The 23,745-nt window shown below is 52.9% G+C and carries 19 protein-coding genes and 1 pseudogene; 13 read left to right on the forward strand and 7 right to left on the reverse strand.

What is annotated here, in order from left to right; translation table 11 throughout:
* Window positions 1–18: 18 nt before the first annotated feature.
* The 3 genes from cpdA to parE are packed head-to-tail and all read left to right on the forward strand — an operon-like array spanning window position 19 to window position 3,347.
* Entirely contained in the window at window positions 19–846 is an 828-nt protein-coding gene (cpdA, locus tag ACLJPE_RS10205; RefSeq protein ID WP_000444735.1) for a 3',5'-cyclic-AMP phosphodiesterase, read from the forward strand.
* On the forward strand, window positions 846–1,427 hold the full coding sequence (yqiA, locus tag ACLJPE_RS10210; protein ID WP_000105725.1) for an esterase YqiA: 582 nt from the start codon (window positions 846–848) through the stop codon (window positions 1,425–1,427). The genes cpdA and yqiA overlap by 1 nt, the downstream gene beginning before the upstream one ends.
* A 27-nt stretch (window positions 1,428–1,454) precedes the next feature.
* Window positions 1,455–3,347 carry a DNA topoisomerase IV subunit B gene (gene parE / locus ACLJPE_RS10215; protein WP_000195318.1) on the forward strand — a complete coding sequence of 631 codons (1,893 nt, stop codon included), beginning with the start codon at window positions 1,455–1,457 and terminating at the stop codon, window positions 3,345–3,347.
* Window positions 3,348–3,471: 124 nt separating this feature from the next.
* On the opposite strand, the gene ACLJPE_RS10220 is transcribed toward parE, so the two are convergent.
* The 4 genes from ACLJPE_RS10220 to qseB all read right to left on the reverse strand — a co-directional run bounded on the left by ACLJPE_RS10220 (window position 3,472) and on the right by qseB (window position 6,511).
* Window positions 3,472–3,786 carry a putative quinol monooxygenase gene (locus ACLJPE_RS10220; protein ID WP_000958587.1) on the reverse strand — a complete coding sequence of 105 codons (315 nt, stop codon included), beginning with the start codon at window positions 3,784–3,786 and terminating at the stop codon, window positions 3,472–3,474.
* 31 nt (window positions 3,787–3,817) lie between these two features.
* Complete coding sequence (locus ACLJPE_RS10225) at window positions 3,818–4,399, reverse strand: NAD(P)H-dependent oxidoreductase (protein ID WP_000065414.1); 582 nt, start codon at window positions 4,397–4,399, stop codon at window positions 3,818–3,820.
* A gap of 106 nt (window positions 4,400–4,505) precedes the next feature.
* Complete coding sequence (gene qseC / locus ACLJPE_RS10230) at window positions 4,506–5,855, reverse strand: quorum sensing histidine kinase QseC (protein ID WP_000779334.1); 1,350 nt, start codon at window positions 5,853–5,855, stop codon at window positions 4,506–4,508.
* Window positions 5,852–6,511 carry a quorum sensing response regulator transcription factor QseB gene (gene qseB, locus ACLJPE_RS10235; protein WP_001221574.1) on the reverse strand — a complete coding sequence of 220 codons (660 nt, stop codon included), beginning with the start codon at window positions 6,509–6,511 and terminating at the stop codon, window positions 5,852–5,854. The genes qseC and qseB overlap by 4 nt, the downstream gene beginning before the upstream one ends.
* Before the next feature lie 151 nt (window positions 6,512–6,662).
* Between qseB and ACLJPE_RS10240 the strand changes: the two genes are divergently transcribed.
* From ACLJPE_RS10240 to ACLJPE_RS10285, 10 genes are all read left to right on the forward strand, one after another.
* Window positions 6,663–7,055 (forward strand): YgiW/YdeI family stress tolerance OB fold protein, encoded by a 393-nt coding sequence (locus ACLJPE_RS10240; RefSeq protein ID WP_000731552.1) that lies wholly within the window; start codon window positions 6,663–6,665, stop codon window positions 7,053–7,055.
* 71 nt (window positions 7,056–7,126) lie between these two features.
* Window positions 7,127–7,993, forward strand: coding sequence for a GyrI-like domain-containing protein (locus ACLJPE_RS10245; protein WP_039514374.1), 867 nt, complete (start codon window positions 7,127–7,129; stop codon window positions 7,991–7,993).
* A gap of 110 nt (window positions 7,994–8,103) precedes the next feature.
* Window positions 8,104–10,362: a DNA topoisomerase IV subunit A gene (parC, locus tag ACLJPE_RS10250; protein ID WP_001281852.1), complete on the forward strand. Its 2,259-nt coding sequence runs from the start codon at window positions 8,104–8,106 to the stop codon at window positions 10,360–10,362.
* 256 nt (window positions 10,363–10,618) lie between these two features.
* On the forward strand, window positions 10,619–11,356 hold the full coding sequence (plsC, locus tag ACLJPE_RS10255) for a 1-acylglycerol-3-phosphate O-acyltransferase (protein WP_000965733.1): 738 nt from the start codon (window positions 10,619–10,621) through the stop codon (window positions 11,354–11,356).
* A gap of 73 nt (window positions 11,357–11,429) precedes the next feature.
* A complete protein-coding gene (ftsP, locus tag ACLJPE_RS10260) occupies window positions 11,430–12,842 on the forward strand; it encodes a cell division protein FtsP (RefSeq protein ID WP_000010658.1) in 1,413 nt (470 codons plus the stop codon).
* Between the two features lie 40 nt (window positions 12,843–12,882).
* A complete protein-coding gene (locus ACLJPE_RS10265) occupies window positions 12,883–13,614 on the forward strand; it encodes a hypothetical protein (protein ID WP_223148965.1) in 732 nt (243 codons plus the stop codon).
* A gap of 858 nt (window positions 13,615–14,472) precedes the next feature.
* A complete protein-coding gene (locus ACLJPE_RS10270) occupies window positions 14,473–15,378 on the forward strand; it encodes a hypothetical protein (RefSeq protein ID WP_306291964.1) in 906 nt (301 codons plus the stop codon).
* A gap of 15 nt (window positions 15,379–15,393) precedes the next feature.
* On the forward strand, window positions 15,394–16,818 hold the full coding sequence (locus tag ACLJPE_RS10275; protein ID WP_000384556.1) for a hypothetical protein: 1,425 nt from the start codon (window positions 15,394–15,396) through the stop codon (window positions 16,816–16,818).
* 64 nt (window positions 16,819–16,882) lie between these two features.
* Window positions 16,883–18,304 (forward strand): DUF4459 domain-containing protein, encoded by a 1,422-nt coding sequence (locus ACLJPE_RS10280; protein ID WP_000710523.1) that lies wholly within the window; start codon window positions 16,883–16,885, stop codon window positions 18,302–18,304.
* 134 nt (window positions 18,305–18,438) lie between these two features.
* Window positions 18,439–20,610 (forward strand): YgiQ family radical SAM protein, encoded by a 2,172-nt coding sequence (locus tag ACLJPE_RS10285; RefSeq protein ID WP_001274458.1) that lies wholly within the window; start codon window positions 18,439–18,441, stop codon window positions 20,608–20,610.
* A gap of 135 nt (window positions 20,611–20,745) precedes the next feature.
* On the opposite strand, the gene ACLJPE_RS10290 is transcribed toward ACLJPE_RS10285, so the two are convergent.
* From ACLJPE_RS10290 to dkgA, 3 genes and pseudogenes are all read right to left on the reverse strand, one after another.
* Entirely contained in the window at window positions 20,746–21,201 is a 456-nt protein-coding gene (locus ACLJPE_RS10290; RefSeq protein ID WP_000128242.1) for an HIT family protein, read from the reverse strand.
* Window positions 21,202–21,245: 44 nt separating this feature from the next.
* Window positions 21,246–22,731, reverse strand: a pseudogene (locus ACLJPE_RS10295) (DASS family sodium-coupled anion symporter).
* 165 nt (window positions 22,732–22,896) lie between these two features.
* A complete protein-coding gene (gene dkgA / locus ACLJPE_RS10300) occupies window positions 22,897–23,724 on the reverse strand; it encodes a 2,5-didehydrogluconate reductase DkgA (protein ID WP_000013100.1) in 828 nt (275 codons plus the stop codon).
* Window positions 23,725–23,745 lie beyond the last annotated feature (21 nt).

The following is a 23,745-nucleotide window of genomic DNA, read 5'->3' on the forward strand; positions in this document are numbered from 1 at the left end:
GAAACCTAAGGACACCATTTGGAAAGCCTGTTAACCCTACCTCTGGCTGGTGAGGCCCGAGTCAGGATTTTACAAATTACAGATACTCACCTGTTTGCCGAAAAGCATGAAACGCTGTTAGGCGTCAATACCTGGGAAAGTTACCAGGCCGTGCTGGAGGCTATTCGGGCGCAACAGTATGAATATGATCTGATCGTGGCCACCGGCGATCTGGCGCAGGATCAATCCGCTGCGGCTTATCAGCATTTTGCTGAGGGTATCGCAAGCTTTCGCGCGCCTTGCGTTTGGCTACCGGGCAATCATGATTTTCAGCCGGCAATGTACAGCGCGCTGCAAGAGGCGGGGATTTCCCCGGCTAAACGCGTGTTAATCGGTGAACAATGGCAGATTTTGTTGCTGGATAGCCAGGTGTTTGGCGTCCCGCATGGCGAACTGAGCGAGTTCCAACTGGAATGGCTTGAGCGTAAGCTCGCCGATGCGCCAGAGAGACAGACATTGCTCCTTTTGCACCACCATCCGTTGCCGGCAGGGTGCAGTTGGTTGGATCAGCACAGCTTGCGTAATGCCGGTGAGCTGGATAGCGTGCTGGCGAATTTCCCGCGTGTAAAATATCTGTTATGCGGACATATTCACCAGGAGCTGGATCTTGACTGGAACGGTCGCCGTCTGTTGGCGTCGCCGTCAACCTGCGTACAGTTCAAACCACACTGCGCGAACTTTACGCTGGATACTATCGCGCCGGGCTGGCGTACGCTGGAGCTCCGGGCGAACGGCGTCCTGGAGACGGAAGTGCATCGCCTGCAGGATACCCGGTTCCGACCCGATACCGCTTCGGAAGGATACTGATGTCTACGCTTCTCTATTTGCACGGATTCAACAGTTCCCCTCGCTCGGCAAAAGCGTGCCAGCTAAAAAACTGGCTGGCGGAGCGTCATCCGCATGTTGAGATGATCGTCCCTCAACTCCCGCCGTATCCTGCCGATGCGGCGGAGTTGCTGGAATCTCTCGTGCTTGAGCATGGCGGTGCGCCATTAGGGCTGGTAGGATCGTCGCTGGGTGGTTATTACGCCACCTGGCTGTCGCAATGTTTTATGCTGCCGGCTGTGGTGGTGAATCCCGCCGTGCGGCCCTTTGAATTACTGACCGACTATCTCGGTCAGAACGAGAACCCCTACACCGGGCAGCAATATGTGCTAGAGTCTCGCCATATTTATGATCTTAAAGTCATGCAGATTGACCCGCTGGAAGCGCCGGACCTGATCTGGCTACTGCAACAGACGGGCGATGAAGTGCTGGATTACCGCCAGGCGGTGGCATATTACGCCTCCTGCCGTCAGACAGTGACCGAGGGTGGTAATCACGCATTCACGGGCTTCGAAGATTATTTCAACCAGATTGTCGATTTTCTTGGACTGCACAGTTGCTGACAATCAATTCGAATTGCTAATTAAACCATGACGCAAACTTATAACGCTGATGCCATTGAGGTACTCACTGGGCTTGAGCCGGTACGCCGCCGCCCGGGGATGTACACCGATACGACCCGCCCCAACCATTTGGGTCAGGAAGTGATTGATAATAGTGTGGATGAAGCACTGGCAGGTCACGCCAAACGCGTGGATGTCATTTTACATGCCGATCAATCGCTGGAAGTGATTGACGACGGACGCGGGATGCCGGTGGATATCCATCCGGAAGAGGGGGTTCCGGCGGTAGAACTGATCCTCTGTCGACTTCATGCCGGCGGTAAATTCTCCAATAAGAACTATCAGTTCTCTGGTGGTCTGCATGGGGTGGGGATTTCGGTAGTGAATGCCCTGTCAAAGCGCGTGGAAGTGACCGTGCGCCGCGACGGTCAGGTCTATAACATCGCGTTTGAAAACGGCGAAAAAGTGCAGGATTTGCAGGTTGTCGGCACCTGCGGTAAACGTAATACTGGCACCAGCGTCCATTTCTGGCCCGACGAAAGTTTCTTCGACAGCCCGCGTTTTTCTGTCTCTCGCTTAATGCACGTTCTGAAAGCAAAAGCGGTGCTGTGTCCCGGCGTGGAAATCACTTTTAAAGATGAAGTGAATAACAGCGAGCAGCGCTGGTGCTACCAGGATGGCCTGAACGACTATCTGGGCGAAGCGGTAAACGGCCTGCCGACGCTGCCGGAAAAACCGTTTATCGGTAATTTTAACGGTGAAACGGAAGCGGTTGACTGGGCGCTATTGTGGCTGCCGGAAGGCGGCGAATTACTGACGGAAAGCTACGTCAACCTGATCCCGACCATGCAGGGGGGGACGCACGTCAACGGTCTGCGCCAGGGCCTGCTCGACGCGATGCGCGAATTTTGCGAATACCGCAATATTCTGCCGCGCGGCGTTAAACTGTCGGCGGAAGATATCTGGGATCGCTGCGCTTATGTGCTCTCCGTGAAAATGCAGGACCCGCAATTTGCCGGGCAGACCAAAGAGCGTCTGTCGTCGCGTCAATGTGCGGCATTTGTTTCCGGCGTGGTGAAAGATGCCTTCAGCCTGTGGCTGAACCAGAACGTGCAGGCGGCGGAACAACTGGCAGAGATGGCGATTGCCAGCGCGCAGCGGCGACTGCGCGCCGCAAAAAAAGTGGTGCGCAAAAAGCTCACCAGCGGTCCGGCGTTGCCGGGGAAACTGGCGGACTGTACCGCGCAGGATCTTAATCGGACCGAGCTGTTCCTTGTGGAAGGGGATTCGGCAGGCGGTTCCGCCAAGCAGGCGCGCGATCGCGAATATCAGGCGATCATGCCGCTCAAAGGTAAGATCCTTAACACCTGGGAAGTCTCTTCCGATGAAGTGCTGGCCTCGCAAGAGGTGCATGATATTTCCGTGGCGATCGGTATCGATCCGGACAGCGACGATCTGAGTCAGCTGCGCTACGGCAAGATCTGTATCCTGGCGGATGCGGACTCCGATGGTTTGCATATCGCTACTCTGCTTTGCGCGCTGTTTGTCAGACATTTCCGCGCGCTGGTGAAGAATGGTCATGTCTACGTCGCGCTGCCGCCGCTATACCGTATCGATTTGGGTAAAGAGGTCTATTACGCGCTGACGGAAGAAGAGAAGGCGGGCGTACTGGAACAACTGAAGCGTAAGAAAGGCAAGCCGAACGTACAGCGTTTCAAAGGCCTGGGAGAAATGAACCCGATGCAGTTACGCGAAACCACGCTTGATCCAAATACTCGCCGCCTGGTGCAGCTCACCATTAGCGATGAAGACGATCAGCGTACTAACGCGATGATGGATATGCTGCTGGCGAAGAAACGTTCTGAAGATCGACGCAACTGGCTACAGGAAAAAGGCGATCTCGCGGATCTCGACGTGTAACGGTTGTTGCACGCTTTATCTGGTCTGCATGCCGCAGGCCGGATAAGCGAATCCGACATGACGCCGCAGCCTGATGGCGACACTTGCGCATCGCATCAGGGCGACGTCAGACGAGGGTAATAACTTAAACGCCGGATTCCAGAATACGAATATTCATTTCCAGCACATCGTCTTTTACCGCGTCGCTGTAGGCTTTCATATGCGGGGTTTGCAGATGCGCCTCAAGGTGCGCAACGCTTTCCCACTGTTCAATCATCACGATCGAGTCAGGCGCCAGAGTCTGAAAACTCACGCCCGCGGCATGATCCACCATCGGCGCGTAACCGTGGCACCCCTCTTCTTTAAGAACGGTTGGAATAATTTTCGCAAACTGGTCGAGGACGGCCTGACGGTGATGTTGGCCCGGACGCGTGCGAATTTCGGCAATGACGGTAAGCATGGTTAACTCCTTCTAATTCCAGGATGACCAGTTAAGCAAAAATTTCGCTCAGATGCTTGCGATATTCTGCGGTATAGCGCGGAACATCCGGCATTTTAATCACGTCGTTGGCAATAAACGTTGGTAGCGCGTCCATGCCCAGGAACTGGTTGGCTTTATGGAAGGGCAGATAGACGCCATCTACGCCTACGCCGTGGAAAAACTGATCTTTTTCGGTAAATGCTTCCATCGGCGCGTTCCACGTCAGTGACAGCATATATTTTTTCCCCTGCGCCAGACCGCCGGAACCGTACTTTTTAGCGGCATCGGAACGCGTGCGGCCATCGCTGGCATAGAGCGTGCCGTGACCTTCGGTAAAGACATCATCCATATATTTTTTTACTGTCCATGGCGCGCCCATCCACCAGCCTGGCATCTGCCAAATCACCACGTCAGCCCAGACGAAATTCTGCACCTCTTCTTTAATGTCATAGTCGCTGTCGGCGCGGACGATCTTAACCTGATGACCCAGATCGCGCAGCAGCCCATCGGCAACTTCGGTCAGGGTGTCATTCAACTGGCCGTTGGAGTGCGCGAATTTTTTCGCCCCGTTGATAATCAGGATGTTACTCATTTTGTGTCCTCAAGAAATGCGTTTGCTGCTGATTCTACGCTGACGGGCGGTGTGGTGAAATTAGCAAAATGTGCAAAGTCTTTTGCGTTTTTGGCAAAAGTCTCTGTTACCAACTTACTACGGCCTCAAATCCACCTTCCGCGGCGTTGCCAAACGACACCGTCATGCCGTGCAGCGTAGCGATGCGACGGACGATTGATAATCCCAGACCGCTGCCAGTCACACTTTGGCCTGGCGGGCGGTAAAAACGCTCGCCGATATGCGTCAGAATCTCTGGCGCTACGCCGGGGCCATTATCTCTGACGGTGAAGCTGCGGGCGTGTAAGGTAACGTCGACGACGCTGCCCTGCGGACTGTAGCGAATCGCATTATCCAGCAGGTTACGCACTAACAGGCTTAAGAGTAGCGGCTGGCCGGTACGTATGACGTCATGGGCGTTAAGCTGTAAACGCACGTCGATATTCGCCTGCTGCGCCGGATGATAAATGTCCATCACCGCGGACTGCAGCAGCTCTTCCAGCGAAATCTCCGCTACATCCTGCAAATTATTGAGCGAGTCGAGACGCGATAATGTCAGTAGCTGATCGACCAGCCGCGTGGCGCGATCGATCCCCGCATGGAGCTGGGTCAGCGCTTTATCGCGTGAGAGCGGATCGTCGCCCGAGAGCTGCGCCACCTCGGTTTGTACTTTCAGCGCGGCCAGCGGGCTGCGCAATTCATGGGCAGCGTCGGAGGTAAATCGCCGTTCGCGCACCATCATGGAGTGGATGCGGCTAAAAAGCTGATTAAGCGCTTCGACCAGTGGGCGAACCTCGCTCGGTACGCCTTTGGCGTCGAGCGGCGTTTCCGATTCCGGCGACCGGAAGCGCAGCGCCTGCGCCAGTTTTTTCAACGGTCTGAGCTCGCGGTGAAGCAGGAGTAATAAAATCAGCAGCATGAAGGGAAGGGCGATCAGCCACGGCGTTAATTGCGCCGCCACGATCGCCAGCGCCATATCTTCGCGGTAATCCCACTCCTGACCGACGACGATACGATACTTACCGTCCACCGAGTTCAACCACAAAAAACGCCAGAGGTCGTTGTCATCCTTCAGATAGCCATTGTCGAAACCTTCCCGGCGATAGCGATACGGAATATCCTGGCCGTTGTCGCCATCATGCAGCAACATTTTGCCGTCAGCGGAAAAGATGGCGAATGCCAGCGCATCGTCATCGATATGCCCATGTTTTAATTTCTTTGGCGTATGCGCCATGCGCTGCGGGGCGTTGATCTCGTTAAGATCGAGGGTGCTAAGCCGTCTGGCGAACAACATCAACTGTGTGTCAAACAGCTCGTCGACATTATCCGTCGTCTTTCTCCAGGCCACAAAACTGGAAATTGCCCAAGTGATGGAGACCAGAATCAGGAAAATAAGCGTCAGCCTGACGCGCAGGCTGAGACGTTGCGTCAATTTCATGCGTCACCCAGGGTGTAGCCGATGCCGTGTACGGTGCGAATAAATTCGCTGCCGAGCTTGCGGCGTAAATGATGAACATGGACTTCCACTGCATTGCTGGACACGTCGTCATCCCAGTTATACAGCTTCTCTTCAATAAGCTTGCGCGGCAGCACGCGACCTTTGTTGCGCAGTAAGAGTTCCAGCAACGCGAACTCTTTTGGTTTTAAGGCCAGCGGTTCGCCGGCAAGCGTCGCGACGAGATTGCCTGGATTGAGCGTCACCTGGCCGTGGCGCAATTCGCTACTGGCCTGACCGCTGGCGCGGCGTACCAGCGCCTCCAGACGGGCGGCGACCTCAATGAGCGCGAAAGGTTTACATAAATAGTCATCGGCGCCCAGACGTAGCCCCTCGACGCGCTCTGCTAACGCGTCGCGCGCCGTCAGGATCAGGACCGGTTCCTGTTTACCCTTTTCGCGCCATTCGCGCAAAATATCCCGTCCGTCCATGCCTGGCAGCGTCAAATCTAAAATAACCGCATCATAAGGCGCGCTGTAAAGCGCCTCTTTGCCCGGACGTCCCTCGGTAAACCAGTCGACGCTGAAACCCATTTTACTCAGGCCCGCTTTTATGCCATCGCCAATAAGTGTGTCATCTTCTACCAGTAAAATTCGCATCTGTTCTTCCTTGCGGTAACTCGCGTTACCGTCAGTTAACCTTGTCGCCGCAGGCGATGTACAGAAAAAAAGATTCTTTTTTTGCCTTAAGAAGTTGTTAAGGATTACCTTATTAAATGGATCTGAAACGACATGAAAGGGAAAAGTAATCATGAAAAAATTAGCTGCAATCGTTGCCGTTATGGCACTGTGTTCTACCCCGGTTCTGGCGGCTCAGCAGGGCGGTTTCTCCGGCCCGTCGGCGACGCAAACGCAAGGCGGCGGATTTGTCGGCCCGAACGGCAGCAGCACGACGGTAGAGAGCGCTAAATCGCTGCGTGACGATGCGTGGGTAACGCTGCGCGGGAATATCGTCGAGCGCATTTCCGACGACCTGTATGTGTTTAAAGATGCGACCGGTACTATCAATGTGGATATTGACCACAAGCGCTGGAACGGCCTGACCGTAACCCCGCAGGATACCGTTGAAATTCAGGGCGAAGTGGATAAAGACTGGAACTCTGTCGAAATCGACGTAAAACAGATTCGTAAAGTGAATCCGTAATCCCACATTGCGCAAGATCGGTCAGGATTCACAGCCGCCCGGTGGGCAGAATAGGCCACAAGGAGGCAGTGATGAATGACCTGATCAGCGCGGCTTATTCCGAACGTCTGCGGAGCGTTTGCGACCACATTGAGCGTCATCTGGATGAGCCTCTGTCGATTGAGGCGTTAAGCCGGATGGCGCACAGCTCGCCGTTTCATTTTCACCGGCAGTTTACCGCCTGGAGCGGGCTTCCGCTCTATCGCTATATCCAGTGGTTGCGTTTGCGCCGCGCGTCATGGCGGCTGGCGTTTAACCCGCAGGATAAAGTTATCGATATCGCGCTGGATGCCGGGTTCCAGAATCCGGAATCGTTCACACGTGCTTTCAAAACCGCGTTTGGTCAAAGCCCGCACCGGTTTCGGCAATCGCCGGACTGGCTGGCCTGGCACCAACGCGTTCCTAAACTTGCGTTACAGGAGCAGCATGTCATGGACGTAAAAATCGTTGAATTTCCACCTACCCGCGTCGCGATGCTGACGCATCTGGGGCATCCGGATAAGGTCAACGCCAGCGCGGCGAAATTTATTGCATGGCGGCGCGAAACGGGCCAGTCGCCGATTGCCAGCAGTCAAACTTTTGGTATTGCCTGGCACGACCCGCAGACGACGCCGCCGGATCAATTCCGCTTTGATATCTGCGGCAGCGTCCACCAGCCGATAGCCGAAAATGACGTTGGCGTGGTGAATAGCGAGATTCCTGGCGGGCGCTGCGCGGTGGTACGCCATCAGGGATCGCTCGACAGCCTCCCGGAGAGCGTGTGGTATTTATTCCGCGAATGGCTACCGGCCAGCGGCGAGACGCTGCGCGATTTTCCGGTCTTCTTCCAGTACCTGAATTTCGTCCATGAGGTCGCGGAACATGAGCTGCTGACGGATATCTATCTGCCGCTTCGTTAACTTCCTCGCAACCTGTCTCACGGTTTGTGACTCAGACCGTGAGATAGGGTATTATCTGCGGCAATATTGCCGTCCGAACGGTCAGCATGCAGATTGAGGATCCCCTGTTAATGAGCGATATGGCAGAGCGCCTTGCGCTACATGAATTTACGGAAAACGCCTACTTAAACTACTCCATGTACGTGATCATGGATCGTGCGTTGCCGTTTATTGGCGACGGCCTGAAGCCGGTACAGCGCCGCATCGTCTATGCGATGTCAGAGCTGGGGCTGAACGCCAGCGCTAAATTTAAAAAATCCGCCCGTACCGTCGGTGACGTACTGGGTAAGTATCATCCGCACGGCGACAGCGCCTGCTATGAAGCCATGGTGCTGATGGCGCAGCCGTTCTCTTACCGTTACCCGCTGGTCGATGGCCAGGGGAACTGGGGCGCGCCGGATGATCCGAAGTCATTCGCGGCAATGCGTTATACCGAATCTCGCCTGTCCAAATACGCCGAGCTGCTGTTAAGCGAGCTGGGGCAGGGGACGGCGGACTGGGTGCCAAACTTCGACGGCACGATGCAGGAACCGAAAATGTTACCGGCGCGTCTGCCGAACATCCTGCTGAACGGCACCACCGGTATTGCGGTGGGCATGGCAACAGATATCCCGCCGCACAACCTGCGCGAAGTGGCGAAAGCGGCGATTACGCTGATTGAGCAGCCGAAAACGACGCTGGATCAGCTGCTGGATATCGTCCAGGGGCCGGATTACCCGACCGAAGCGGAGATCATTACCCCACGTGCGGAAATTCGTAAAATTTACGAAAACGGGCGGGGCTCCGTGCGTATGCGCGCGGTATGGACCAAAGAAGACGGCGCCGTGGTAATTTCCGCGCTGCCGCATCAGGTCTCTGGCGCGAAAGTGCTGGAGCAGATTGCTGCGCAGATGCGTAATAAAAAACTGCCGATGGTGGACGACCTGCGCGATGAATCGGATCACGAAAACCCGACGCGTTTAGTGATTGTCCCACGCTCCAACCGTGTGGATATGGAGCAGGTGATGAACCATCTGTTCGCCACCACCGATCTGGAAAAAAGCTACCGTATTAACCTGAACATGATCGGTCTGGATGGTCGTCCGGCGGTGAAAAACCTGCTGGAGATCCTCACCGAGTGGCTGGCGTTCCGTCGCGACACGGTGCGCCGTCGTCTGAACTATCGTCTGGAGAAAGTGCTTAAACGCCTGCATATCCTCGAAGGTCTGCTGGTGGCGTTTCTCAACATCGATGAAGTGATCGAGATTATCCGTAACGAGGATGAGCCGAAACCCGCGCTGATGTCGCGTTTCGGCATCAGCGAAACCCAGGCGGAAGCGATTCTCGAACTGAAACTGCGCCATCTCGCCAAACTGGAAGAGATGAAAATTCGCGGCGAGCAGGACGAGCTGGAAAAAGAGCGGGACCAGTTGCAGGGCATTCTTGCGTCTGAACGCAAAATGAATACCTTGCTGAAAAAAGAACTACAGGCGGACGCCGATGCCTATGGCGACGATCGCCGTTCTCCGCTGCGTGAGCGCGAAGAAGCTAAAGCGATGAGCGAACACGATATGCTGCCGTCCGAACCGGTGACTATCGTGCTGTCGCAGATGGGCTGGGTGCGCAGCGCCAAAGGTCATGATATTGATGCGCCGGGGCTTAACTATAAAGCGGGCGACAGCTTTAAAGCCGCGGTGAAAGGTAAGAGCAATCAACCGGTGGTGTTTATTGATACCACCGGTCGCAGCTATGCTATTGATCCCATTACGCTTCCGTCGGCGCGCGGGCAGGGCGAACCGCTGACCGGCAAACTCACGCTGCCGCCGGGGGCGACCGTAGAGCATATGCTGATGGAAGGCGATGACCAGAAACTGCTGATGGCGTCGGATGCGGGCTATGGCTTCGTTTGTACGTTTAACGATCTGGTTGCCCGTAACCGTGCCGGTAAAGCGTTGATTACACTGCCGGAAAATGCGCACGTCATGCCGCCGCTGGTGATTGAAGACGAGCACGATATGCTGCTGGCGATTACCCAGGCCGGACGGATGTTGATGTTCCCGGTTGACTCTCTGCCGCAGCTGTCGAAAGGCAAAGGGAATAAGATCATTAATATCCCCTCTGCGGAAGCGGCGAAAGGCGATGATGGACTGGCGCACCTGTACGTGCTGCCGCCACAAAGCACTCTGACTATCCATGTCGGGAAGCGCAAAATCAAACTGCGCCCTGAAGAGTTACAAAAGGTGGTCGGCGAACGCGGACGCCGTGGCACATTAATGCGCGGCCTGCAGCGTATCGATCGCATTGAGATTGATTCACCGCATCGCGTAAGTCATGGCGACAGCGAAGAGTAAGACAGGGGCACCCGTAGGCCGGACAAGGCATTTAAGCCGCCATCCAGCGCTCTGCCGTTGCCGGATGACGACGCAGTAGCGTCTTATCCGGCCTACGGTTTCAGATCGGATTAACATTAAAATTTCCCGTAAAACCGTTGTTTATTCGTGCATTGCGATTAACAATACGTTTTTCCAGAGAGCCACACTTACCAAAATCCTAACCTGAATTTCAGGTGACGTAGAATGCCGGGCTCTTAGGCCTTCAGAGGTTGTTATGCTATATATTTTTCGTCTTATTGTTACCGTTATTTACTCCATTCTGGTCTGTGTTTTCGGTTCTATTTACTGCCTTTTCAGCCCACGTAACCCAAAACACGTGGCGACGTTTGGACATATGTTCGGTCGTCTGGCCCCGCTGTTTGGCCTGAAAGTGGAGTGCCGCAAACCCGCCGACGCGGAAAGCTATGGCAATGCTATCTATATCGCTAACCACCAGAATAATTATGATATGGTCACGGCGTCGAATATTGTGCAGCCGCCAACGGTGACGGTGGGGAAAAAAAGCCTGCTTTGGATCCCGTTTTTTGGGCAACTGTACTGGCTGACCGGTAATCTGTTGATTGACCGTAATAACCGCGCCAAAGCGCATAGCACCATTGCGGCAGTGGTTAACCATTTTAAAAAGCGCCGTATTTCTATCTGGATGTTCCCTGAAGGTACGCGTAGCCGGGGACGCGGTCTGCTGCCGTTTAAAACCGGCGCGTTTCATGCGGCTATCGCGGCTGGTGTGCCGATCATTCCTGTCTGCGTTTCCAACACCTCTAACAAAGTCAATCTAAACCGCCTGAACAACGGACTGGTTATTGTGGAAATGCTGCCGCCAGTCGACGTCAGCGAATATGGTAAAGATCAGGTTCGCGAGCTGGCGGCCCACTGCCGTGCGTTAATGGAGCAAAAAATCGCGGAACTTGATAAAGAGGTTGCGGAACGTGAAGCGACCGGTAAGGTTTAAGCAGCCTTACTCTGTTATTGTAGAAATCATTTTTTCAGGCACAACTCTTTAGCCTGTTTTACATGGAGCTTATATGTCATTCAGTCGGCGTCAGTTTCTTCAGGCATCGGGAATCGCACTATGTGCAGGCGCGATTCCCCTCAGGGCGAATGCTGCCGGTCAGCAACAGCCGTTGCCTGTTCCGCCGTTGCTGGAGTCCCGTCGCGGGCAGCCGTTGTTTATGACGCTACAGCGAGCGCACTGGTCCTTTACGCAAGGCACGCGCGCGCCGGTCTGGGGAGTGAACGGTCGTTATCTGGGGCCGACAATCCGCGTCTGGAAAGGCGATGACGTTAAACTCATCTATAGCAACCGCCTGGCGGAAAATGTCTCCATGACGGTTGCTGGTTTACTGGTACCGGGGCCGCTGATGGGTGGCCCGGCGCGTATGATGTCGCCGAACGCGGACTGGGCGCCGGTGTTGCCGATTCGTCAGAGCGCCGCGACGCTGTGGTATCACGCTAACACGCCTAACCGTACCGCGCAGCAGGTGTATAACGGCCTGGCCGGAATGTGGCTGGTCGAAGACGACATCAGTAAAACGCTGCCCATTCCGAACCATTACGGCGTGGATGATTTTCCCGTCATTATCCAGGATAAGCGGCTGGATAACTTTGGGACGCCGGAGTACAGCGAACCGGGAAGCGGTGGTTTTGTCGGCGATACGCTGCTGGTGAACGGCGCGCAAAGCCCCTATGTCGAAGTGTCCCGCGGCTGGGTGCGGTTACGGTTGTTGAACGCCTCGAACTCGCGGCGCTATCAGCTTCAGATGAGCGATGGCCGGGCGCTGCATGTGATTTCAGGCGATCAGGGCTTTTTACCTGCGCCGGTTTCCGTCAAACAGTTGTCACTGGCGCCCGGCGAGCGACGTGAAATCCTGGTTGATATGACCAACGGCGACGAAGTCTCGATCACCTGCGGGGAGGCGGCCAGTATAGTCGATCGGATTCGCGGTTTCTTTGAGCCTTCCAGTATTCTGGTTTCTACCCTGGTGCTGACGTTACGACCAACCGGATTGCTGCCGCTGGTGACCGATAATCTTCCGATGCGTCTGTTGCCGACGGAGATCATGAGCGGCGCGCCTGTCCGCAGCCGGGACATCAGTCTTGGTGACGATCCGGGGATTAACGGCCAACTATGGGATGTGAATCGCATTGATATTACGGCCCAACAAGGCACCTGGGAGCGCTGGACGGTACGCGCCGATATGCCGCAGTCGTTCCATATTGAGGGCGTCTCTTTCCTGATTCGTAACGTCAACGGCGCTATGCCGTTCCCGGAAGATAGAGGCTGGAAAGATACCGTCTGGGTGGATGGGCAAGTCGAACTGCTGGTCTACTACGGTCAGCCGTCCTGGCCGCACTTCCCGTTCTATTTCAATAGCCAGACGCTGGAAATGGCCGACCGCGGCTCGATTGGGCAAATGCTGGTGAATCCGGCGTCGTAAAGGCGGACCAGTGATATTCGATGAGAATCAGTGAGGAGGGATGGCGGCTGCTGACGTTCTGGATGTTTACTGCAGCGGCTATCTTATTCTGTTCTTCATTGTTATTTGCCTGGCTTTTTTGTTCCAAACGCCTCGTCGCGTGTTGCTGTGGATTGCTTTGCCACAGATTACGCTGGTTCTTTTGCTATGGTTTGCTGCGGGTGATGAAACGCTTTTCTTCCCGATTGGCGCAGGGTGGATACTGGGGCTTAGTTTATTGCTGGCGCTACTGTTTAGCCACCGATTACGCCAACCACACCACCTTTGGGCCGGGTGCCATGCGGTCGTATTGCTGCTGTTGTTAGCGCACATAGGGGATATTCTCGAGAGGCATCATCGGCGCGATGCCTATCAGGCACAGCAGGCGGCGGAAGAAACGCTGTTACAAAAAATCGATACGACCGATGACCGCTCTTTTTTAAATCATTTGATGTCGCAAGCAATGCAGTCGCAAAACGCAGGGGATTGGTGGACGAATAGGCGGATTGAGCATCTCGCAAAACGCATTTCCCCTTTTGATATTGCGGACGGAACTGAAAAAATTTGGTTGGTTTTGGCCATCGACCGGCTTAATCGCCCTGCCGTTGGGGCGTTTGCCTCCTGGTTTATTGGCGATTCTGTACAGGCAAAGCAATATCGGCATCAGCTCTTACAAAACAATCCATTATTGGACCTACTGAATCGTATTTTTAATGATAGTATGGCTGACGAACAAATTTTTCTGCAACAATAACTTTTGGCGCGAGATATTTGTACCAGTTTGATTAGCGTCGTGCCGGAATTATTGACGGACGAACTGTATGCGCAAGCCGTTGCCTTTGATAATAGCAACAAACCGAAACCTTTCTCATGGCAGTTTGAATTCGATGTGTTTTATCATCAGAAAAAATAACGGGCAATAATGAATTTTGGAAACGGATGGAGTTTGTTGTTGATGATAATATCCACCGTGCTGGGCAATATATACAATCATCGTATTGGCTATAGTTATTAGTGCGTTTAGCTTGCTGTGTTATCAGAAAATAGAAACGAGAGATTTGAATTCGGTAGTGAGCATGGAAAGTAAGGATGCTTTATGGTTGAATCATTTGCGTGGATGATGTGGGACTCAGTAATATTGATGAGCGCGTGGGGGATTTATGGCGTCGTATTATTGAGGTTAATTGTCGGCGCATTTGATTCTTTGCGCTATCGGCGGGTTTTCTTGCGTGTTGTTCTTCCGCAGGTGAGCGTTGTTTGTATATTGTGGGGAGGATTATTCTGGATCGATTCAAAAAATATTTATATCGTATATTTATTGATATTAGGATTGATGCCCTCGATAATAATTGCTATTTTTTCTAGTCGAGAGTCTCCATTTTTTATTCTGGGAACTATCGTGTCCCATACTATTTTTTTGTTCGTTTTCGTTTATGTGATGGACGGCCCGCGATTATGGCATCACATTGGTGAAGACTGGAATAACTATAAAATTACCCGACTGTTTGAGCGCGCGAAGGGGGATGTTCAGGTTTTGCAGGATGCCTCTTGTTATCAATTGGCAAGTGTTTTGACGCTGGCTGCAGAACACCGCGATACACCGGAAAATTTATTGCGTTATCTGGCTAAAATACGAGGTATTTCGCCATTTTTGACAGCGGCAGAATCTTGCCCTAAAGCGGCGATCCCGAATGCCGAATTTCTTTATACGCCATTTGTCACCGCTCTTCGCCAACATAACGTACCGATAGTACGCTTTTTTAGCCAGCAACTGGTGGGCGAGACATCTTCCGCCAGAGAGAATCGCAACATTGTCGCTCGTAAAGAAAATCCACTGCTGACGCTTTATAAATCTAACTATATATCACAGTATCGCGAGCAGTACAGACTAGAAATTAGTCAGCTATTGCTGAATATTATGCCAGAACTGTTGAATGATGCTGTCTATATTTATCCCATTATCCAACGTAACACCGAGTTGGTTGCTTATTTTTGGCAGAAACATCCGCCCACTATTCCTCTGCGCAGGCTCGAAGCGATGGTGTTGTTAGCCAAAACGGAACCGCTAATAAGCGAGGTAACCCATAATCCAGAAATATTGATCACACCGCCGATTGAGAGGTGGGATCGTGAAAACCTGCTCACTTTCATACTGAGCAATGGCAATCTGGTAATGATTCAGTCGCTTATTGATGCAAACGTAGTGGACTGGAAACGAGCAATGGAAGACGGAAATAATGAGCCTCTGCATCAGGCCATATTGCGACTGCGTGGTGGAGCGTTAGAGAACGCATTGCTGATACAGATCATTAAGGCGATGCAAGCGCAGAAAGCGTTATCCAACGAGCAAATCGCCCACTATCTTCCCTGGACACCGACGTTTCCTGCCGCTTTTTTACAGGCTGGGCTTTCCTGTGAGCAATTGCGTGAGGTGTTGAATGCTTCAGTGGCGGGGGGCGAACAAGCACGAAACGATACGCGGCAACGGCTGAATGTGCTATGTCCAGTCGCGAAGTGACTAAAGGAATAGTAAATGGATTATATTAATCGATGGCTTGGCTCTGAACTGCTGATGTTTTGTATTCTACCGTGGGGGTATGCCGCTGCGGTGGCATCACTGCTGATCCTGATGTTTTCCAAAAAACGCAGCCGACAGATTTTGCTGTGGGTATTACTACCACAGTGGGCAGTCGTGGTATTGCTGTTACTCACGTTGCAGTACACCCAGTTGTTGAGCCAAACAGGCACGGTATGGATGTTGATGCTCCTGTTGCCGATTCTGAGTTGGGCGGGCTTGCTGCCCGCGCTGCTGCTGGGAACCTGGCTGCGCAAGCCGTGGCCCGCATGGCTACTGTGCCATATTGTGTTCATTGGGGTGCTGTGCCCGGTGATGCCGGAGCTGTGGCGTGCTATTAGCCATCAATGGCAACAGCAAAATATTGCGCAGTTGCTCAGGCAGGTTCAGGCAGGCGACTTGGACCAGTTAGAGAGCATTCATGATAACAGTATGTTGGAACAGACACTGGTTCAGGCGGTAAAAGCGCCAGGCATATCAGAAAAAAACTTGCGCGCTCTGACTGCACGTGTGGCATCGCCTTTTAGTGTTTCGCGGGAAGATGGCTATTTCGTCAATGCGCCATTTTTTGCAGCTTTTGAGAGTGGCAATATCACTGCGGTGCGTATTTTTAGCGAGCAGCTCACGGGCGACTCTCAGCAGGCGCAGGCAAATCGCACCATCGTACGGCAGCAAAATCCGTTGGAATATCTCCCCACGCCCCATTTTAAGCCTGAGGGATTTCGCCAGACTTTTTTTGAGATGGCCGACGTTCTACTACGGGTCATGCCCGATCTCCTCACCGATGAAGCCTATTCGGGGGCGATACAGCTTCAGGATAAAGAGACTCTGGCCTTTTTCTGGCAGCGGCGTGAAGCGCAAAATCCGCTGTATCGCGCATATTATTTCTTGTTGCAGGGGCAAACTAAAGCGCTGCTTGCCCAGATAAAACTGACGCCGCAGGTGCTGGGACAATCACTTTATCCGAATAAAAATCTGCTGGCGTCGCTGTTTAGTGATGCGGATGGCGAGACGCTGCGTGCGTTGGTGAAAGGGCAGATGCTGAACTGGCAGCACATCCCTCAGGATAAGTTGACGGACGGCTGGAATTTCCTGATTTCACGCACATTGCATACAGCCTCGAAAGAGGACGCGCTGCCGCCGGATATTCTGGCGGGGATACTGCAAAGTATGCAACAGCAACATACGGCGTTGCCGGAAGCCCTTATTGTAGCCAGCCTTGATTACCAGGATGAAATACATAGCCTGATGACTGCCTACCGGATGGCTTGGTTGGACTGTAACAAGCTTAACGCAATGATCGATAAGGTGTATCCACCAGAAGATACGCGGCGTACCAATGCGCGTATAAAATTAGCACAGCAGTGCGCCGATTTAGACTGATATGCCGTGCTCTGATAATTGAAATTACATTGATTGTTAATAGAAATACAGGGAGTGGTAAATAATGAAAAAATGTTTTTTATTTATATTTGTGTGCCTGTTTATCTTCTCAGCTAATGCGGAACTAAAATTCCGCCCTGAGTTCGAAAATAAAAAAATCTATTTTCAGGACAAGGTCACAGACTACACACTAAATGACTTTACCTTTTTCGGTGACAGTCGCGAACCCTTTTATGGCAGCGAAAACGATGATTATACCGCCACTGCAGATGAGTGGCTCGGATTTTACGCTGAGTTGCCCGACGTTCGAAAATGGCAGCGCGTGGTTCCTGACGATTTTTCTACGATGAGTGGCGCGCCGTGGTGTGATATCCAGTTTTTTGAACAAGAGAATGACCATTCGGTGATTACTGGAAGTGAACATATGCGCTGTATCGATTTTCTCGTGACGCCTAAAAGAAAAGGGCTCATTCCTATGGGGGCAAAGGGAACGCTGTTAGATTACGGCAGCTATCTTGCTTTTGCACCGCAGATAGAGCACATCACGCTGGAAGGTCGATTTCCTGAAGCCTCGCGGACCTGGCTTCCTGTAAGAAGCGTGCAAACCAGCGCAACCTCGATAGCCGATCTTAAAATTATGCTTAATGAGATTTATGCTCGCCACGGTTATATTTTCAGACCGGGCGGTGAGATGGAACGGTACTTCCGACAGCAGCCGTGGTATCGCCCACGCTATGCGAACGTTGATTACCTCATTACCAAGACAGAACATCGTAATATCAAACTCCTCAAAAAGCTGCTTTCTCCTGAGTCACAGCGTAAAAAGGCGCTGTATATTCAGAACACAACCGATTTTTGTGAGGCGCTGAAAGCGAATAATATCAAATATGTTATGGACAATACGGCAGAATACCTTACGACTGGCGTAGATCAGCCAATCAATTTAGAAAAAGTATGGCAAAAATACAGAGACTTAATGATCAATGGCGGCGGAAACTGTCAACGAGATATTGAGAGCTATAAGCGCTACTCCTTTTTATACAGCGAACCTTTAGGTATTTATTACAATTCCACTTTTGAGTTTGATGAAAAGAAAGGGAAATATGTTCTCACTTATGTGAACTTTGATTCTTCCTGCAACAAAGAGGGTGACACGATTGAACTGGAAGGTATGATGGTCAAACGCGAGCACGTCATTGAAGATAATCAAGGCCAACACTCGGATAAAGATCTCGAATTAAAAACAATAAACCTTCAGTGTGTGGCTGGTGCCATGACGGATCAACCTGACTGGGATCGCTATGTCCAGCTCATTCTTCCCCCTGAAAAATACAACTATTATCAACGGTTTATAGGAAAGAAAATCACCCTGCGAGGGAAAGTCATGATTGCAGAATCCATGTATCATGTCACGCCGGTACTGTTGAATTTGCTCGAAGAACAAAATCCTATTATCAAAGTAGCAGATATGCCTGTTCGTCCATAAGTACGATAACCGGCGGGGCAGGCAATCGGCCCCGCTACAGAGTGCAGCCTCACCAATCAATTCGATTTATCTTCCATTCCGGCTTATAATCCCCGACCTTTGATTATTTTTTTGCCAATCGTTTTGGAAGCAATATGAGCGCTATCTCCCTGATCCAACCGGATCGCGACCTTTTCTCCTGGCCGCAGTACTGGGCCGCCTGCTTTGGGCCGGCGCCGTTTTTGCCGATGTCACGTGACGAGATGGATCAACTTGGCTGGGATAGCTGCGACATCATTCTGGTAACCGGCGACGCCTACGTCGACCATCCGAGCTTCGGCATGGCGATTTGCGGTCGTATGCTGGAAGCGCAGGGCTTCCGCGTGGGGATCATCGCCCAGCCGGACTGGAACAGCAAAGACGACTTTATGCGTCTGGGAAAACCGAACCTGTTCTTCGGCGTCACCGCCGGCAACATGGACTCGATGATCAACCGCTACACCGCCGACCGTAAGCTGCGCCATGACGACGCCTACACCCCGGACAACGTCGCGGGCAAACGCCCGGACCGCGCCACGCTGGTCTATACCCAGCGTTGCAAAGAAGCGTGGAAAGATGTCCCGGTGATCCTTGGCGGCATTGAGGCCAGTCTGCGCCGTACCGCGCATTACGACTACTGGTCTGATACTGTGCGTCGTTCAGTGTTAGTCGATTCCAAAGCCGACATGCTGATGTTTGGCAACGGCGAGCGTCCGCTGGTGGAAGTGGCGCACCGTCTGGCAATGGGCGAAACCATCGATCAGATTCGTGATGTGCGTAACACTGCGATTATGGTTAAAGAAGCGCTGCCAGGCTGGAGCGGCGTCGACTCCACTCGTCTGGACACGCCGGGTAAAATCGATCCAATTCCCCATCCCTATGGCGAGGATCTGCCGTGCGCGGATAACAAGCCGGTCGCGCCGAAAAAGCAAGAAGCTAAGGCGATTACCGTGCAGCCGCCGCGTCCGAAGCCGTGGGAAAAAACCTATATCCTGTTGCCATCCTTTGAAAAGGTGAAAGGCGACAAGGTGCTGTACGCCCATGCGTCGCGTATTCTGCATCACGAAACTAACCCTGGCTGCGCGCGGGCGCTGATGCAAAAACACGGCGACCGCTATGTCTGGATCAACCCACCCGCCATACCGCTCTCCACTGAAGAGATGGATAGCGTGTTTGCGCTGCCGTATCAGCGTGTGCCGCACCCGGCTTACGGCAATGCCCGTATTCCGGCCTATGAGATGATCCGCTTTTCGATCAATATCATGCGCGGCTGCTTTGGCGGCTGCTCTTTCTGCTCGATCACTGAACATGAAGGGCGCATCATTCAGAGCCGCTCGGAAGACTCTATTATCAACGAGATCGAAGCGATCCGCGACACGGTGCCGGGGTTTACCGGCGTGATCTCCGATCTGGGCGGTCCTACCGCGAACATGTATATGCTGCGCTGTAAGTCGCCGCGTGCGGAGCAGACCTGTCGTCGCCTGTCGTGCGTCTATCCGGATATCTGTCCGCATATGGATACTGACCATACGCCGACGATCAATCTTTATCGCCGCGCCCGTGAGCTGAAAGGCATTAAGAAAATCTTAATTGCCTCCGGCGTGCGCTACGACATCGCCGTAGAAGATCCTCGCTACATTAAAGAGCTGGCGAGCCATCATGTGGGCGGCTATCTGAAGATTGCCCCGGAGCATACTGAAGAAGGTCCGCTGTCGAAAATGATGAAGCCGGGTATGGGCAGCTACGATCGCTTTAAAGAGTTATTTGACCTTTACTCTAAACAGGCCGGAAAAGAGCAGTATCTGATCCCGTATTTTATCTCCGCGCATCCGGGCACGCGGGACGAGGATATGGTGAATCTTGCGCTGTGGCTCAAGCGCCACCGCTTCCGTTTGGATCAGGTGCAGAACTTCTACCCGTCGCCGTTGGCGAATTCGACCACCATGTATTACACCGGCAAAAACCCGCTGGGTAAAATTGGTTATAAGAGTGAAGATGTGGTGGTGCCGAAGGGAGACAGGCAACGTCGCCTGCATAAGGCACTGCTGCGTTATCACGATCCGGCGAACTGGCCGCTGATTCGCCAGGCGCTGGAAGCGATGGGGAAAAAGCATTTGATTGGCGGTCGCCGTGAGTGTCTGGTGCCTGCGCCGACCATTGAAGAGATGCGCGAAGCGCGTCGCCAGAACCGCAATACCCGCCCGGCGCTGACCAAGCATACGCCAGTGGAACATCAGCGGCAGGGGCTTGCTGCGAATAAGAAGCGCGGGAAAGGCGCGGGGCGTTAAACGGTTTTACAGGTATCCTGTCAGGCTGGATAAGGCGAAGCCGCGATCCAGCGATTATTTTGCCTGATGGCGCTGTGTTTATCAGGCCCACAGATCGACCCAGGCCGAACACCATCCGGCAGAAGTGCGCCGTATTTATGCCTCACGAATTCTGGCCGCCAGCGCGGCCAGTTTTTCATCATCCGCCCGTTCATGATCGTGTGACGACAGATATCCTTCATACTGTTCGAAAAATTTATTCTGCCGCGATTCAATCGGTTTCCAGTGGGTTAAATCGCCAGTACCGTGCATGGGGCTTAATTTACTGTGCACATGGTCTACACCGAAACCTTCGAAGAACATTCCCGTACGACTGACATCCGGGAAAGCCTTATCCAGTTTCTTAGCCACTTTTTGGGTCGCCAGCATCAGGTCCGCTAACGCCTGCGGCGGTAGATCGAACGCGTAGCTGGGGTAATGTTTTTTCGGGATCACTACGGTAAACCCATCGGTATTCGGAAAAATCGACAAAAAAGCCAGGTGATGCTCATCTTCCCAAACTTTATGACAAGGTGCTTTACCTTCAACTATTTGACAGAAAATGCAGGTCATTCCATTTCTCCGTTAACCGAGGGGCTTATCGATGCGTTAAGCGTTTAATACAACCCTAACACTTTCCACCATGCGAGGCCGACTGTCAAAAAGACCGCCTGATTAAAGAGGCTGATAATAAATCCCGTTCGCCACCAGACGCCCGTCGGTACATAGCCGGCGCCAAAAAGAATGGGGCCGCGTGCGTGGGTATACTGTGTAAGAGAGCAGTACAGGCTGCTGGTAAACGCCAGCATAAGCGCCATCGGCGCTGCCGGTATATTCAGATGCAGACCGACACCCAGAAACACCGCATACAGCGCGGCGATCTGCGCGTTGCCGCTGGCGAAAAAATAGTGGGTATAAAAATAGGCTGCGTTAAGCAGCAGCAGAATGATTATCCAACTGGTTCCATGCATCGTACTGCCGATGCTGTCGCCAATCAGGTTGCCAAACCAGCTGGTGAATCCTAGTTTCTTTAACTGGTTAGCCATCATCAGCAGCGCGGCAAACCAAATCAACGTATCCCAGGCGCCTTTTTCGCTTTTAACGTCTTCCCAGGTGAGCACGCCGCTCAGTAATAAAATCGAGAGACCGACAAAAGAGGCCGTCGTGGCATCCACGCCGAGCGAGCTGCCAAAAATCCATAGCACCAGCAACACGCCGACGGTCGCCAGCATGAGCCACTCGCCGCGCGCCATACTGCCCATTTGCGCCAGCTCTTTGCGCGCCAGATCCGGCGCATCCGGCGTATGTTTAATTTCCGGACGGGTCAGCCAGTAGACCAGCAGCGGGACGATAAGAAGAGAGACCAGGCAAGGCAGGAGCGCGGCGATAAACCAGCTTCCCCAGCTCAACGTAACGCCGGCGTTCGCCGCCAGTTTTACCGCCAGCAGGTTACCCGTATAACCGGTCATAAACAGTGCGGCGGTGACGTCGTTAACATTGCCAATACAGGTGATCAGAAAGGTGCCGATTTTGCTGCGAGACTCATCTTCCGGATGTGAATCAAAGCTGCGCGCCAGCGAGTCGGCGATCGGGTAAATCACGCCGCCGCAGCGCGCGGTGTTACTGGGCATCGCGGGGGAGAGGATCAGATCGGCAAACGCCAGACCATAAGCCAGGCCCAGCGTTCGTTTACCTAACAGACGGATCATTTGTAGGGCGATACGCCGACCCAGTCCGGTTTTGATAAACCCACGGGCAATCATAAAGGCGACGACGATAAGCCAGATCAACGAACTGTTCAGCTCGCTCAACGCCGTGGTAATCGCGCCGCTGGCCGTTTTGTCGCCGGCAGCATAGGCGAGCGCAAAGACGGTGATGCCGATAATACCGACCGCGCCAATAGGCAGCACTTTCGCCACGATAGAGGCGATCGTCGCGACAAAAATAATCGCGGAATGCCAGGCCGGCGCGCTTAACCCGGAAGGGGGCGTTAGCTGCCACAGTCCGGCGGCGATAACCAGAATAAGAATTAATGGGAGCCATTTGACGCCCTGAGATTTTTTTTCCGCCACAATCACACATCCATAAATATTTTATATGTATTAAGTAAATTCATAATAAATATGAATAAATATTCACAAAATCAGAATAATTATGCGCTTGTGTGTAGGAGAAATATACTGTTAAATGCGCGTAATTGTTTCTTAATGTTTCTGAATGCAAAAAAGCCCGACGACATTGTCGGGCATGACGTGCGATAAATCCGGCTTAACCGCCGAACTGATCCGGATCGGGGCCGAGGCGTTTTCCTTGATCCAGTTTTGCGATCTCGCCTAATTCATCTTTATCGAGACGGAAATCCCAGACAGCAAAGTTTTCCGCGATACGGGAAGGGGTGACGGATTTCGGAATGACGACCAGCCCGCAGTCCAGATGCCAGCGAATAACAATCTGGGCGGGCGTTTTGCCGTATTTATCCGCCAGTTCGCGAATCACTTTCTGATCGAATACGCCTTCGCCGCCCTGCGCCAGCGGGCTCCAGGACTCGGTCTGGATTTTATGCGTCGCATTCCACGCATGTAGCTGGCGCTGTTGCATCAAGGGGTGAAGCTCGATCTGGTTGATCACAGGGGTAACGCCGGTTTCATCGATCAGACGCTGGAGGTGATGGATCTGAAAGTTACAGACCCCGATACTCTTTACCAGCCCCTCTTTTTGCAGCGCGATCATGCCTTTCCAGGCGTCGACATAGTGATCGATAGCCGGTACGGGCCAGTGCATCAGATAGAGATCGAGATAATCAAGCTGCAGTTTTTTCAGACTCTCCTGCAGGGCTTCGCGGGGACGTTTTTGATCGTCATTCCACAACTTGGTGGTGATAAACAGCTCTTCCCGCGCCACGCTCGCTGCTTTTAGCGCTTTGCCGACGCCTTCTTCATTCTGATATGCTGTGGCGGTATCAATCGATCGATAGCCCACCTCCAGCGCTTTATGAATCGCCGCGATCACCTCTTCATTGCTTGCTTTCCAGACTCCCAGCCCAAGTTGTGGCATTACGTTGCCATCCTGTAGCCTGATAATGGTTGGATTAGCCATGATGTGTTCCTCTTTTAATTG

Origin of the sequence: Salmonella sp. SAL04196 (assembly GCF_046550835.1) — a bacterium.
In the GTDB taxonomy this organism is placed as follows: domain Bacteria; phylum Pseudomonadota; class Gammaproteobacteria; order Enterobacterales; family Enterobacteriaceae; genus Salmonella; species Salmonella enterica.